Below are 13293 nucleotides of genomic sequence, written 5' to 3' on the forward strand. Positions count from 1 at the left end.
GCCCGATTTAGGGTAGTTCGTCAACTTTCTCACGATTGAGTTCTGTTGGAACAAGGGAGTCCAAGGTCCTTGCTTGGACCTCCCGTTCGGCAGCCGCAGCGATGAAAGCCGCGACATTCTCTTCCCCAACCAACGCCCTGACAGCGGAAGTCGTTCCTGTCGGAAGTGCGACCGATTCCGAAGAGCCCGAAGCGCCCGAAGTACGCCGCTCCGGTTCCGGCTCCGCCACGGGCCCCGAAACGACCTCTTCGACCTCCGCCGCAGGTCCGTGCACCGCCACCGCGCCGAGGTGCTGCTGCAAATGCCGGGTCGCGAACAGCCGCATCGCCCGCGCGAGTTCGGCGTCCACACTCTGCTGCGCGAGCGGGCGCAGCCGTCGTACGAGAGCTGCCGCCTCCGCCGCGTCCGAGTCGGTCGGCGGCCGGTGTTCCAGATAACGGGCGAAGACGTGTTCCGTGGTGAATTCCAGGAATCGCGCGGCGATGTGCTCGACCTGCCCGCGCAGTTCCCACAGATGGCCCGAGATCGCCTTCAGCGGAACCCCGGCCGCGTACAGCTCGGCGGCCACCGCCAGTTCCTGCGGCGAAGGCACCAGGAATTCGTCCTCCCGGCCCGGAACCCTTTCCAGCACGCCCAGTTCGACGGCGTCCGCCACCGCCGCGTCGTCGGACCGGCCGCCGAACCGCTCGTCCAGTTCGGTACGGGAGATCCGGCCGGGCTCCTCGTCGGTCCACGGTCCGCCCACCTCCGCGGCCAGGCCCAGCACCCCGCCGAGCCCCCGGCCCGCGTCCCACGCCTCCAGCAGCTCCTTGATGCTGGCCAGGGTGTAGCCGCGCTCCAGGAGGTCGGCGATCTGCCGCAGCCGGGCCAGGTGCGGGTCCCCGTACACATTGGACCGGCCGCGCCGCTCGGGTTTCGGGAGCAGCCCGCGGTCCTGGTAGGCGCGGATCGTACGGACCGTGGCGCCGCTGAGATGCGCCAGGTCCTCGATCCGGTACTCGGCGTCCGCGGGCCGACCGGACATGCTCATTGGCTCCCCACCTTCCACGGGCTCAGGGCCGCAGTGCCGCCCTGCCCACCGCCCCCGCCGCGGCGCGCGCCGCTGGAGAGGTCGACAGGTACTCGACTGCCCGGCGCAGCGAGCCTTCCTGCGAGGGATGGTACGACCGCCGGAAGTAGCGGGGTATCGCCGCGCCCAGCTCGCGCCAGGTGGGCAACAGTCCCTTCGCGACCGCCTTGTTGTGCTCCCGCAAGGAGTAGCGCAGCCGCCCCGCGAGCTGCGGGTCGTGCCGTATCAGGTACGAGGCGCCCCACGCCCACAGCCACAGCATCACCGGGGCGACCACGACCATGCCCTCGATCCGGCGGGCGTACCGGGGCAGGCCCTCGCCGCCGCAGTGCTGGTACATGTCGAAGGCCACCGCCCGGTGTTCGACCTCCTCCGCGCCGTGCCAGCGCAGCAGATCGAGCATCACCGCGTCCGGCTCCGCCTGGTCCAGGCCCTCCGCGCCCAGCACCCAGTCCCCGAGCACCGCCGTGAACTGCTCGATCGCCGCCACCACGGACAGCCGGAACCGCAGCCACTCCTGGGCCGGGACCGGCGCCCCGAACGGCGGGCTCTCGCCGAGGAGTTTCTCGAAGAGGAAGTCCACGTGCCGGGTGTACGCGGCGGTGTCCAGCTCCTGGTCGGCCAGGTGGTCCAGCACATAACTGTGCTGCACGCTGTGCGTGGCCTCCTGCCCCATGAACCCCTTGACCTGCTTGAGAAGTTCGGGGTCGCGGACCAGCGGCAGCGCCTCCTTGAAGACCCGTACGAACCAGCGCTCACCGGCAGGCAGCAGCAGGTGCAGCACATTGATCACATGGGTGGCGGTCGGCTCCTCCGGTATCCAGTGCAACGGCGTCCCGTGCCAGTCGAAGGAGACCCGGCGGGGTGCGATGACGTAACCCTGCTCGTAGCTCCGCTCGTTCTCCGATCCGCTCACCTCGTCCTCCGTACCGCTCACAACGGCGGCTCCAATCGGGCGATCGCGCGCAGTGCCTTCGGTGTGAACCGGGACATCAGGTGGGCGCCGCGCGCCTCCGGCGTCACCGGAACCACCGCCTGGTTCTTCACCACGGAGCGCAGTACGGCCTCGGCGACCTTCTCCGGTGGGTAGTTGCGCAGCCCGTACAGCCGTGACGACCGCTTCTGCTTGCGCTTCTCCTCCTCCTCCGACACCCCGGTGAAGCGGGAGGTGGCGGTGATGTTGGTGTTGATCAGGCCGGGGCAGATGGCGCTGACGCCGATGCCCTGTCCGGCCAGTTCGGCGCGCAGGCACTCGCTGAGCATCAGTACCGCCGCCTTCGAGGTGCCGTACGCGGGGAGCGCCTTCGACGGCTGGTACGCGGCGGCCGAGGCGGTGTTGACGATGTGGCCGCCCTGCCCGCGCTCGGCCATCTGACGGCCGAAGGTGCGGCAGCCGTGGATGACGCCCCACAGATTGACGTCGAGGACCTTCTTCCAGTCCTCCGGCGAGGTGTTCATGAACGAACCGGACATGCCGATCCCGGCGTTGTTGACCAGGACGTCCACGATGCCGTAGTCGGCGGCCACCTTCTCCGCCAGCTTCTCCATCGCCTCGCCGTCACTGACGTCGACGACCTCCGGCCAGGCGTCCGGCGCCCCGATCAGCCGGGCCAGTTCGGCGGTCCGCGACGCCCCCTCCGCGTCCCGGTCCACGGCGACGATCCGCGCGCCCGCCTCGGCGAACGCGAAGGCGGTCGCCCGGCCGATCCCGCTGGCCGCCCCGGTCACCAGCACCAGCTGCCCGCCGAACCGGTCGGCGTACTTCCCCGAAGCCGCCGACGCGCGCGGCGCCACCCCGGCCGCACTGTCCTCGTTCGCCGTGACGAACTCGGAGATCCACGCGGCGAGCTGGTCGGGACGGGTGCGCGGCACCCAGTGCTTGGCGGGCAGGGTGCGGCGTATCAGCTGCGGGGCCCACTGCTCCAGGTCGTCGTACAGCCGCTGGGAGAGGAAGACGTCGCCGGTCGGCGTGATCAGCTGCACGGGTACGTGGGCGTACGCGTCGGCCCTGGGCCTGCCCAGCCGGGCGCGTACGTTGTCCCGGTAGAGCCAGGCGCCGTGCGCGGCGTCCTGCGGCAGTGACGGGGTCGGGTAGTCGCCGCCGGCCGGGATCTTCTCGACCCGCTGGAGCAGCTTCGGCCACCGCTTGCCGAGCGGCCCGCGCCAGGCCAGCTCCGGCAGCACCGGCGTGTGCAGCATGTACACGTACCAGGACTTGATGCCCTGGTCGATGAGCTGGGCGGTGCGCCGAGGGGTCGGCCGGGACATCCGCTTCTTGATCCAGTGCCCGAAGTGGTCGAGCGAGGGACCCGACATGGTGGTGAAGGACGCGATCCGCCCCTCCGTCCGCCGGACCGTCGCGAACTCCCAGCCCTGCACCGAACCCCAGTCGTGCCCCACCAAGTGCACGGGACGGTCCGGACTGACCGCGTCCGCCACCGCCAGGAAGTCGTCGGTCAGCTTCTCCAGCGTGAACCCGCCGCGCAATGGCCTGGGCGCCGACGACCTGCCGTGCCCGCGCACGTCGTACAGCACCACGTGGAAGCGCTCCGCCAGCCGCCGCGCGACCTCGGACCACACCTCCTTGCTGTCCGGATAGCCGTGCACGAGCAGTACGGTCGGCTGCGCCTCGTCGCCCAGCTCGGCGACGCACAGCTCGATCCCGCCGGTCCGCACCCGGCGCTCACGCGCCCCTTCCAGCCCGGTCGTCCCCATCGTCATGCCGCCTTCTCCTCGGCCCAGCGCCGCACGTGCGGCAGATCGTCGTCCAGCCAGAACGCGCTCTGTTCGGGGTCCTTGGAGTCGGTGACCACCAGGATCTCCTCGAACTTCGCGCCCGTACCCCGGAATCCGAGGTGCGGTTCCACCGCCCACAGGCCCGGCTTCGGCGGATGGTCGGAGAACTTGTACGGGCTCCACAGCGGCGACCAGCCGTCCCGGTGCCCGTGCAGCGCGTCCGACGCCAGCCCCTTCAGTGCCTGGGTCCCGAACCCGAACACCTTGGGCGACCAGGCCCGCTCCTTCACCCGGTCGATCTTGTGGGCGATGACGCCGAAGGGGTACGCGCGGTGCCGGTTGGCGTACCCCTGGCGCACCATCAGCCGCTCGACGCTCTCGTACGTCTCCCGCAGCGGCCGGCGCTCGCGCACCTCGGTGAGGATCAGCGTCCGGTGCGCCTCCAGGTCGGCCAGCAGCTTGTCGTGCACCGGGTTGAGCCCCAGGCACCCCGAGTACCCGACGTCGGCCGTGAAGCCCTGGTGGACCGGCGCCATGTCGAGGATGAAGGGCATCCCCGCCTCCAGCCGCCGGTTGGTCGGGAAGAACTGGAGCGGTATCCGGAAGTCCGTGAAGGCCGTGCGGTCCCCGAACCACGCGAACGGCAGGTGGAACCAGTCGCGCACCCCGCGCTCCCGCAGCCACACCCGCTGCATCCGGGCCGCCTCGCGCTCGGTCACACCCGGCTTGAGCTGCGCCGCGACAGCTTCGGCGCACTCGTACGCCAGTCGCTGCACTTCTCTGAACCCCCGCAGTTCCGCGGTGAGTTCGCCCATCACTGCTGAGGTCATGCCACCCGTCCGTCCCGTGTAGCGGTACGCGTCCGTAACTTGACACTGATGAATGTGACAATGCTCGGCGGCTGCGTCAAGGGGTGTGGACAACACCCTGTGGATAACTCCGCGCAATCCACCCACGGGCGGACCGCGGCCGTCCGCTCCACCCCTGCGCTCAACCTCTGGTACGGGTCTCCCCTACGGGCTCGTACGACCAGAGACGTAGGCAGGAACAACCGCCTGGGCTGACGTCCGATGTGGTCTGCGCCACTACCTTCGAGGTGTGACTGTGATCGCGACTGAAAGCCTCTCGAAGCGGTTCCCCCGGGTGACCGCGCTTGACCGGCTCTCGCTGGACATCGGACCCGGAGTAACGGGCCTGGTGGGTGCCAACGGAGCCGGCAAGTCCACCTTGATCAAGATCCTGCTGGGTCTGTCCCCCGCCACGGAGGGCCGGGCCGCGGTGCTCGGCCTCGACGTCGCCACGAGCGGCGGCGAGATCCGCGAGCGCGTGGGGTACATGCCCGAGCACGACTGCCTGCCACCGGACGTCTCGGCCACCGAGTTCGTCGTCCACATGGCACGGATGTCCGGGCTGCCGCCCACCGCCGCGCGCGAGCGCACCGCGGACACGCTGCGCCACGTCGGCCTCTACGAGGAGCGCTACCGGCCCATCGGCGGCTACTCGACCGGTATGAAGCAGCGGGTGAAGCTGGCCCAGGCGCTGGTCCACGACCCGCAGCTGGTCCTCCTCGACGAGCCGACCAACGGCCTCGACCCGGTCGGCCGTGACGAGATGCTCGGCCTGATCCGCCGCGTCTACACCGACTTCGGGATCTCGGTCCTGGTCACCTCGCACCTCCTGGGCGAGCTGGAGCGCACCTGCGACCACGTCGTCGTCATCGACGGCGGCGCGCTGCTGCGGTCCAGTTCGACCAGTGACTTCACCCAGACCACCACGACCCTCGCGGTCGAGGTCACCGACTCCGACACCCACCCCGACGGCACGCGCGCGTTGCGCGAGGCGCTCACCGCGGCGGGCGCGAAGCTGCAGGCCGCCGAGGAGGAGGGGCTGCCGGGCGCCGGCCACATCCTCCTCGTCGAGGGCGAGGGCGAAGCGACGTACGACCTGGTCCGTGACACCGTCGCCGACCTCGGCATCGGCCTGGTCCGGATGGAACAGCGCCGCCACCACATCGCCGAGGTCTTCCGTACGGACCAGCAGCAACAGGACCAGCAGCAACAGGTACAGCAGCCGCCACAGGCACAGCTCGCACAGCAGAAGGGAGGCGGCCACGATGGCAACTGAACTCACCCCGCCGGGCGCCGACCCGACGCGTATCCACAACATCGGCTACCGCAAGTACGACGGCCCCAGGCTCGGCCGCGCCTACGCCCGCCGGTCGCTCTACTCGCAGTCCCTGCGCGGCGCCTTCGGCCTCGGCCGCAGCGCCAAGTCCAAGGTGCTGCCGATGATCCTCTTCGCGGTGATGTGCCTGCCCGCGGGCATCATCGTCGCGGTCGCCGTCGCGACCAAGATGCAGAACCTCCCCCTGGAGTACACCCGCTACGCGATCGTCACGCAGGGCATCATCGGACTGTTCCTCGCCGCCCAGGCACCGCAGTCCGTCTCCCGTGACCTGCGCTTCAAGACGGTGCCGCTGTACTTCTCCCGCCCCATCGAGCGCGGCGACTACGTACTGGCGAAGTACGCGGCGATGGCCTCCGCGCTCTTCGTCCTCACGGCGATCCCGGTGACGGTCCTCTACATCGGGTCGCTGCTGGCGGAGCTCGACTTCGCCACCCAGAGCAAGGGCTACCTCCAGGGGATGGTGTCCGTGGCACTGCTGTCCGTCCTGTTCGCCGGCCTCGGCCTGGTGATGGCCGCGCTCACCCCGCGCCGGGGCTTCGGCGTCGCCGCCGTGATCGCCCTGCTGACCATCACGTACGGTGCCGTCTCCACCGTCCAGGCCATCGCCTGGGACCAGGGCGCGCAGGGCGCGGTCTCCTGGCTCGGCCTCTTCTCGCCCATCACCCTCATCGACGGCGTCCAGACCGCGTTCCTCGGCGCCACCTCCGCCTTCCCCGGCGCGAGCGGACCGGGCGCGGGAGCCGGCGTTGTCTATCTGCTGGTCGTCCTTACGCTCATCGCCGGTTCGTACGCCGTCCTGATGCGCCGCTACCGGAAGGTCGGGCTGTGACCACGATCGACATCACCAAGGCGTCCCGCTGGTTCGGGAACGTGGTCGCGGTCAACGACGTGACCATGAGCATCGGCCCCGGCGTGACCGGCCTCCTCGGCCCCAACGGCGCCGGGAAGTCCACCCTGATCAACATGATGGGCGGCTTCCTCGCCCCCTCCAACGGCACCGTCACCCTCGACGGCCGGCAGATCTGGCGCAACGAGGGCATCTACAAGGACGTCGGTGTCGTCCCCGAGCGGGAGGCGATGTACGACTTCCTCACCGGCCGCGAATTCGTCGTCGCCAACGCCGAGCTGCACGGCCTGGACGCGGCCGCCGCACAGAAGGCGCTCGCCACGGTCGAGATGGAGTACGCCCAGGACCGCAAGATCTCCACGTACAGCAAGGGCATGCGCCAGCGCGTGAAGATGGCGTCCGCCCTGGTCCACAACCCGTCGGTGCTCCTGCTCGACGAGCCGTTCAACGGCATGGACCCGCGTCAGCGCATGCAGCTGATGGAGCTGCTGCGGCGGATGGGCGACGAGGGCCGCACGGTGCTCTTCTCCTCGCACATCCTGGAGGAGGTCGAGCAGCTCGCCTCGCACATCGAGGTGATCGTGGCCGGACGGCACGCGGCCTCCGGCGACTTCCGCAAGATCCGCCGGCTGATGACGGACCGACCGCACCGCTACCTCGTACGCTCCAGCGACGACCGCGCCCTGGCCGCCGCCCTGATCGCCGACGGCTCCACAGCCGGCATCGAACTGGACTACACGGAGCGGGCACTGCGCATCCAGGCCGTCGACTTCGGCCGCTTCACCGAGCTGCTCCCGAAGGTCGCCCGCGAGCACGGCATCCGCCTGCTCACGGTGCAGCCCTCCGACGAGTCCCTCGAATCGGTCTTCTCCTACCTCGTCACGGCCTGAAAGGAGCTTGCTGCGATGTACGAACCCACAGTCGCCCGGCTCACCTACCGGGCCCTCCTCGGCCGCCGCCGGGCAGCCATCCTCTTCGTACTGCCCGCCCTGCTCATCCTCATCGCGGTCGCGGTGCGGGTGCTCGTCGGTGCGGACGACGGCGTCACCAACGGAGTGCTGGGCGGCTTCGCGCTGGCCACGATGGTGCCGCTGATCGGTGTCATCGCCGGTACGGGCGCGATCGGCCCGGAGATCGACGACGGCTCGATCGTCTATCTGCTGGCGAAGCCGGTGAAGCGCCCCACGATCATCTTCACCAAGCTGATCGTGGCCATCGCCGTCACCATGGCGTTCTCCGCCATCCCCACCCTGATCGCGGGGCTGATCCTCAACGGCAACGGCGGCCAGATCGCCGTCGCCTACACGATCGCCGCTCTGGTCGCCTCCATCGCCTACAGCGCGGTCTTCCTCCTCCTCGGCACGATCTCCCGGCACGCGGTGGTCTTCGGGCTGGTGTACGCGCTGGTGTGGGAGGCCCTGTTCGGCAGCCTGGTGCCGGGGGCGCGGACGCTGAGTGTCCAGCAGTGGTCGCTGGCGCTGGCCGAGAAGGTCAGCGGGCCGGGAGCCGTCACCTCGGAGGTCGGCCTGCCGATGGCGGTCGTCCTGCTGGTCGCGGTCACGGGTCTGGCCACCTGGTACGCGGGCCAGAAGCTGCGGTCGCTCACTCTTGCGGGTGATGAATAGCCGTTCGCGGCTTTTGCGGGAACAGGGAGCGCCCCCGATTCGTATGTCAGATACGAGCCGGGGGCGCTTCCGGTTCCGGTGAACGGGCCCTGAGTCCTTGGATCTTGAAACCTGGACAGTGAAGAGCGATCGACCAGCGGGAACGCGCGAGGGCCAGACCTTACGAGGTCAGACCTTGCGGTCCCGGGCCGCGAACAGGCCCACCACCAGCGCCGCCGCGCACACGCCCAGCATCAGGGCGATCGGCACCGTCCAACTGCCGGTCACCTGGTACACGGCGCCCGCCGCCAACGGGCCCACCGCGGCCAGCAGATAGCCGATCGTCTGCGCCATCCCGGAGAGCCGGGCCGCCGTCACCGCATCGCCGGAGCGCAGCACGATCAGCGTCAGCGCCAGACCCACGGCACCGCCCTGCCCGATGCCGAGGATCCCCGACCACAGCCATGCGCCCGACACCGGCGCGACCATCAGGCCGACGTAACCGGCCGCGACCAGAGAGGTGACCAGCACGATCAGCGGGCGCTGACTGCGCATCCGCCCCGCGAGCAGCGGCACACCGAAGGCGCCCGCGACCTGGATCAGGTTGTTGAAGGCGAAGACCACACCGGCCGTGGAGCGGCTCATCCCGTGATCGGTGAAGATCGTCGGCATCCAGGCGATCAGGACGTACGACCACAGCGACTGCAGACCCATGAAGAGGGTGACCTGCCAGGCCAGTCGCGACCGCCACACGCTCCTGGGAGCGGCGCCGCCGGCCGCGACCGGGGCGACGCGGTGCTCGTGTCCGGTACGGCCGCGGGCGATCAGCACCTGGGGTAGCCAGGCCACCGCCGCCACGGCGGCCAGCAGCGACCAGAACGCCATGGACGCCTCCCAGCTCCCGCCGAACGCCTTCTCCAGCGGTACGGAGGTGGCGGCCACGAGGGTGGCGCCCGTGATCATCGAGCCGGTGTAGACCGAGGTCATCGACGCGGCCCTGTCGGGGAAGTCCCGCTTGATGAGCCCCGGCATCAGCACGTTGAGCAGGGCTATCGCGACACCGATCAGCAGACCGCCGCCGTACAGCGTGGGGGCGGCGGGCAGGACCCGCACCAGGATGCCGACGGCGAGCAGCAACAGGGCGGCGAACAGCACCCGTTCGGTGCCGAAGCGGCGGCCGAGCCACGGGGCGATCATCGCTCCGACACCGAGGAAGAGCACCGGCACGGAGGTCACGAGGCTGGTGGCCGTCGACGACAGATCGAAGGTCTCGCTGATCTCACCGACCAGCGGGGACACGCTGGCCAGGGCGGCCCGCATGTTGAGGGAGGCCAGCACGATGCCGACCAGCAGCAGTACCGGATGCGCCAGCAACGCCCGCCGTGCGGCGACCCCTTGTGGGGAAGGCCGGACGTCGGCCTTGGCATCCAGCAGGAGTTGATCGGCATCCGGGCGTGACAAAGCAGGCACCTTTCGGGGAGGGAAGGAGGAAGTGAGGGGAGAAGAAGAAGTGAGGGGAGGGAAGGGGGGAGCGGAGTCAGCGGCCGACGAGTGCGCGGATCACGTCGATCGGCACCTGGAGAAGGGCGCGGGCGGCCTGTTCCGCCGCCGCCGGGTCGCCGCTCTCGACGGCGTCGACCAGGGCGGTGTGCGCGGCCAGGTCGATGGGCGGCATCTCGTGGTCGCCGAGCGCGGTGACCAGGGACTCGTGCACCTGGGCGGAGAAGAACCGGTAGACCTCGGTGAACGCCGAGTTGTGGGTGGCCGCGACGACGCCGCGGTGGAAGTCGAGGTCGGCGTCGGCGGCCCGGTCGCCCTGCTCGTGCAGTGTGGCGAGCACTTCGCGCAGGGCGCGCAGGTCGTCCTCGTCCCGGCGTACGGCGGCCAGCCGGGCGGCCTCCGCCTCCAGGGCCACCCGGAGTTCGAGTACGTCCAGGACACCCGCGTGCTGCATGCCGCGCAGCACCGCCGCGGGGTCGGCGGTCGAGCGGACGAAGGTGCCGTTGCCCTGCCGCGACTCCAGGAGTCCGGCGTGCACCAGCACCCGTACCGCCTCACGCACGGTGTTGCGGCCGACGCCGAGCTGCTCGGCCAGGACGTGCTCGGTGGGGATGCGGTCGCCGACGGACCACTCGCCGTCGGTGAGCTGGTCGCGGAGTTGCTCCACGACCGTGTCCACCAGGGACTTCCGCCCTGCTGCCTGGAGTGCCACGGAGTTGGACCCGCTTCCCTGTGGGGTTTCTGGGCCGGACGAGGCCATTCGCCCGGTTGCCCAGTCATCCTACGACTGAATCGGGGATAGATGTAAGCGGCCCCTAAATGGGAAGCCCTAAAGGGGAGGGGGCCGCACCTCGGTGCGGCCCCCTGAGCCCTACGGCTGCTTGAGCAGGTTCTCCAGGACCACGGCGATGCCGTCGTCCTCGTTGGAGGCGGTGATCTCGTCCGCGACGGACTTCAGCGTGTCGTGCGCGTTCGCCATCGCCACGCCGTGCCCGGCCCAGCCGAACATCGGAATGTCGTTCGGCATGTCACCGAAGGCGATCGTCTCGGCGGCCTTGATCTTCAGCCGGCGGGCCGCCAGGGACAGGCCGGTCGCCTTGCTCAGGCCCAGCGGAAGGAGTTCCACCACGCCCTCGCCCGCCATGACCACGTCCACCAGGTTGCCGACCGTCTCCCGGGCGACCTTCGCGAGGTCGTCGTCGGACAGTCCGGGGTGCTGGATGTACAGCTTGGTCAGCGGTGCCGCCCACACCTCGGCCGGGTCGGTGAACGGCACGTACGGCAGCGGGCCCTCCTGCACCCGGTAGCCGGGTCCGATCAGTACCGCACCGTCCATGCCGTCCCGGCTGGCGGCCAGCGCCAGCGGACCGATCTCCGCCTCGATCTTGGACAGTGCGAGCCCGGCCAGCTGGCGGTCCAGCGTGACCGAGGTCAGCAGCCGCTGCTCGCCCGCGTGGTAGACCTGCGCGCCCTGCCCGCACACCGCGAGGCCCTCGTAGCCGAGGTCCTCGAAGATGTGCTTCGTCCAGGCCACGGACCGTCCGGTCACCACGATGTGGGCGGCACCCGCGGCGGTGGCCGCGAGGAGTGCCTCGCGGGTGCGCCGGGAGACCGTCTCGTCGCCGCGCAGCAGCGTGCCGTCGAGGTCCGTCGCGATCAGCCGGTACGGGAACGGAGCGGGCGAGCCCGTACCGCCGGAGGTGTCGGGGGCGATGGTGCTCACTTGGCGATCGGCTCCAGGACTTCTCGGCCGCCGAGGTACGGGCGCAGCATCTCGGGAACGCGTACCGAACCGTCCGGCAGCTGGTGGTTCTCCAGGATGGCCACGATCGTGCGCGGTACGGCGCACAGGGTGCCGTTCAGCGTCGCGAGGGGCTGGACCTTCTTGCCGTCGCGCATCCGGACCGAGAGGCGGCGGGCCTGGAAGCCGTTGCAGTTGGAGGCCGACGTCAGCTCGCGGTACTTGCCCTGGGTCGGGATCCACGCCTCGCAGTCGAACTTCCGCGAAGCCGAGGAGCCCAGGTCGCCGGTGGCCACGTCGATCACCTGGAACGGCAGCTCAAGACCGGTCAGCCACTGCTTCTCCCACTCCAGCAGACGCAGGTGCTCGGCATCCGCGTCCTCCGGGTTCACGTAGGAGAACATCTCGACCTTGTCGAACTGGTGCACCCGGAAGATGCCCCGGGTGTCCTTGCCGTACGTGCCGGCCTCGCGGCGGAAGCACGGCGAGAAGCCCGCGTACCGGAGCGGCAGCTTGTCCGCGTCGATGATCTCGTCCATGTGGTACGCGGCGAGCGGGACCTCGGAGGTGCCGACCAGGTAGTAGTCGTCCTTCTCCAGGTGGTACACGTTCTCCGCGGCCTGACCGAGGAAGCCGGTGCCCTCCATGGCGCGCGGGCGCACCAGCGCGGGAGTGAGCATCGGGATGAAGCCGGCCTCGGTGGCCTGCGCGATGGCCGCGTTGACCAGGGCGAGCTCCAGCAGTGCGCCGACACCGGTGAGGTAGTAGAAGCGCGAGCCCGACACCTTGGCGCCGCGCTCGACGTCGATGGCGCCGAGCGCCTCGCCGAGCTCCAGGTGGTCCTTGGGCTCGAAGCCCTCGGCACCGAAGTCGCGGATCGTGCCGTGCGTCTCCAGGACGACGAAGTCCTCCTCGCCGCCCACCGGGACGTCGGGGTGGACGATGTTGCCGAGCTGGAGCAGCAGGCGCTGCGCTTCCTCGGCGGCCTCGTTCTGCTCGGCGTCCGCGGCCTTCACGGCGGCGGAGAGCTCGCCGGTGCGCTTCAGCAGCTCGGCCTTCTCGTCGCCGGAGGCCTTGGGGATGAGCTTGCCGAGCGTCTTCTGCTCGTTGCGGAGCTCGTCGAAGCGGACGGCGGACGACCTGCGCCGCTCGTCGGCGGAGAGCAGGGCGTCGACGAGCGCGACGTCCTCTCCACGGGCGCGCTGGGAGGCGCGAACACGGTCGGGGTCCTCACGGAGCAGGCGAAGGTCAATCACCCCACCAGGCTACCGGTGACTGCTTCGGGGACTCGACCTGATATCCCGGCGCGCTCTCTTTTGACCGTATTGCCGGAATTGGGAATACGGTGCGGGGGTGGCGCTAGGGGTTCGCCGAGGATGCTTCGGTGCGTCAATGAAATCGGGCACATTACCCCGGAACGGGGCAGTGTGACGGCGTCGCCTTGACTCTTCTCCCTTGCGCGGGGCGGGAGTTGAGACCCCTTGTCCACAGGGTTGTGCGGTTCCGAAAAGTTATCCACAGGGTGTGCGAAAGAACTGTGGATGCCGGAATGGAACATTCCGAAAGGTGCATCTGGGGCGAAGGATTCCCTCGCCAAACCGCCTCCACG

Annotated in this window: 12 protein-coding genes; 4 read left to right on the forward strand and 8 right to left on the reverse strand. The window is 69.8% G+C overall.

Annotation, left to right across the window (positions count from 1 at the left end):
* Nucleotides 1-7 precede the first annotated feature (7 nt).
* The 4 genes from ACZ5PB_RS11265 to ACZ5PB_RS11280 are packed head-to-tail and all read right to left on the reverse strand — an operon-like array spanning nucleotide 8 to nucleotide 4635.
* A complete protein-coding gene (locus tag ACZ5PB_RS11265; protein WP_468690281.1) occupies nucleotides 8-1024 on the reverse strand; it encodes a MerR family transcriptional regulator in 1017 nt (338 codons plus the stop codon).
* A gap of 28 nt (nucleotides 1025-1052) precedes the next feature.
* Nucleotides 1053-1985, reverse strand: a complete 933-nt coding sequence (locus tag ACZ5PB_RS11270; RefSeq protein ID WP_468690283.1) for a metal-dependent hydrolase — start codon at nucleotides 1983-1985, stop codon at nucleotides 1053-1055.
* A 17-nt stretch (nucleotides 1986-2002) separates the two neighbouring features.
* Complete coding sequence (locus ACZ5PB_RS11275; RefSeq protein ID WP_468690284.1) at nucleotides 2003-3784, reverse strand: SDR family oxidoreductase; 1782 nt, start codon at nucleotides 3782-3784, stop codon at nucleotides 2003-2005.
* Between the two features lie 2 nt (nucleotides 3785-3786).
* Complete coding sequence (locus tag ACZ5PB_RS11280; RefSeq protein WP_468689926.1) at nucleotides 3787-4635, reverse strand: M24 family metallopeptidase; 849 nt, start codon at nucleotides 4633-4635, stop codon at nucleotides 3787-3789.
* A 274-nt stretch (nucleotides 4636-4909) separates the two neighbouring features.
* Here ACZ5PB_RS11280 and ACZ5PB_RS11285 point away from each other — a divergent pair, with 274 nt between their 5' ends.
* From ACZ5PB_RS11285 to ACZ5PB_RS11300, 4 genes are read left to right on the forward strand one after another with little or no spacing between them, the layout of a single operon-like run.
* Nucleotides 4910-5929, forward strand: a complete 1020-nt coding sequence (locus ACZ5PB_RS11285) for an ABC transporter ATP-binding protein (RefSeq protein WP_468689928.1) — start codon at nucleotides 4910-4912, stop codon at nucleotides 5927-5929.
* Nucleotides 5919-6821 carry an ABC transporter permease gene (locus ACZ5PB_RS11290; RefSeq protein ID WP_468689930.1) on the forward strand — a complete coding sequence of 301 codons (903 nt, stop codon included), beginning with the start codon at nucleotides 5919-5921 and terminating at the stop codon, nucleotides 6819-6821. Before ACZ5PB_RS11285 ends, ACZ5PB_RS11290 begins: the two co-directional genes overlap by 11 nt.
* A complete protein-coding gene (locus ACZ5PB_RS11295) occupies nucleotides 6818-7729 on the forward strand; it encodes an ABC transporter ATP-binding protein (RefSeq protein ID WP_468689932.1) in 912 nt (303 codons plus the stop codon). The genes ACZ5PB_RS11290 and ACZ5PB_RS11295 overlap by 4 nt, the downstream gene beginning before the upstream one ends.
* Nucleotides 7730-7744: 15 nt before the next feature.
* Entirely contained in the window at nucleotides 7745-8464 is a 720-nt protein-coding gene (locus ACZ5PB_RS11300; RefSeq protein ID WP_468689934.1) for an ABC transporter permease, read from the forward strand.
* Between the two features lie 168 nt (nucleotides 8465-8632).
* On the opposite strand, the gene ACZ5PB_RS11305 is transcribed toward ACZ5PB_RS11300, so the two are convergent.
* From ACZ5PB_RS11305 to serS, 4 genes are all read right to left on the reverse strand, one after another.
* The gene (locus tag ACZ5PB_RS11305; protein WP_468689936.1) at nucleotides 8633-9904 is read right to left on the reverse strand and encodes a CynX/NimT family MFS transporter; all 1272 of its coding nucleotides are present in this window, start codon (nucleotides 9902-9904) and stop codon (nucleotides 8633-8635) included.
* 76 nt (nucleotides 9905-9980) lie between these two features.
* Nucleotides 9981-10655: a FadR/GntR family transcriptional regulator gene (locus ACZ5PB_RS11310; protein ID WP_468689938.1), complete on the reverse strand. Its 675-nt coding sequence runs from the start codon at nucleotides 10653-10655 to the stop codon at nucleotides 9981-9983.
* Between the two features lie 159 nt (nucleotides 10656-10814).
* Complete coding sequence (locus tag ACZ5PB_RS11315; RefSeq protein ID WP_468689939.1) at nucleotides 10815-11666, reverse strand: HAD family hydrolase; 852 nt, start codon at nucleotides 11664-11666, stop codon at nucleotides 10815-10817.
* Nucleotides 11663-12940, reverse strand: a complete 1278-nt coding sequence (serS, locus tag ACZ5PB_RS11320) for a serine--tRNA ligase (protein WP_468689941.1) — start codon at nucleotides 12938-12940, stop codon at nucleotides 11663-11665. Before serS ends, ACZ5PB_RS11315 begins: the two co-directional genes overlap by 4 nt.
* Between the last annotated feature and the right edge of the window lie 353 nt (nucleotides 12941-13293).

Source organism: Streptomyces sp. NPDC032721 (assembly GCF_055579625.1).

Bases quoted from the DNA above. Each gene is read 5' to 3' on its own strand.
- ACZ5PB_RS11280 (WP_468689926.1), bottom strand. From the start codon at position 4,635: ATGACCTCAGCAGTGATGGGCGAACTCACCGCGGAACTGCGGGGGTTC.
- ACZ5PB_RS11275 (WP_468690284.1), bottom strand. From the start codon at position 3,784: ATGGGGACGACCGGGCTGGAAGGGGCGCGTGAGCGCCGGGTGCGGACC.
- ACZ5PB_RS11290 (WP_468689930.1), top strand. From the start codon at position 5,919: ATGGCAACTGAACTCACCCCGCCGGGCGCCGACCCGACGCGTATCCAC.
- ACZ5PB_RS11265 (WP_468690281.1), bottom strand. From the start codon at position 1,024: ATGTCCGGTCGGCCCGCGGACGCCGAGTACCGGATCGAGGACCTGGCG.
- ACZ5PB_RS11300 (WP_468689934.1), top strand. From the start codon at position 7,745: ATGTACGAACCCACAGTCGCCCGGCTCACCTACCGGGCCCTCCTCGGC.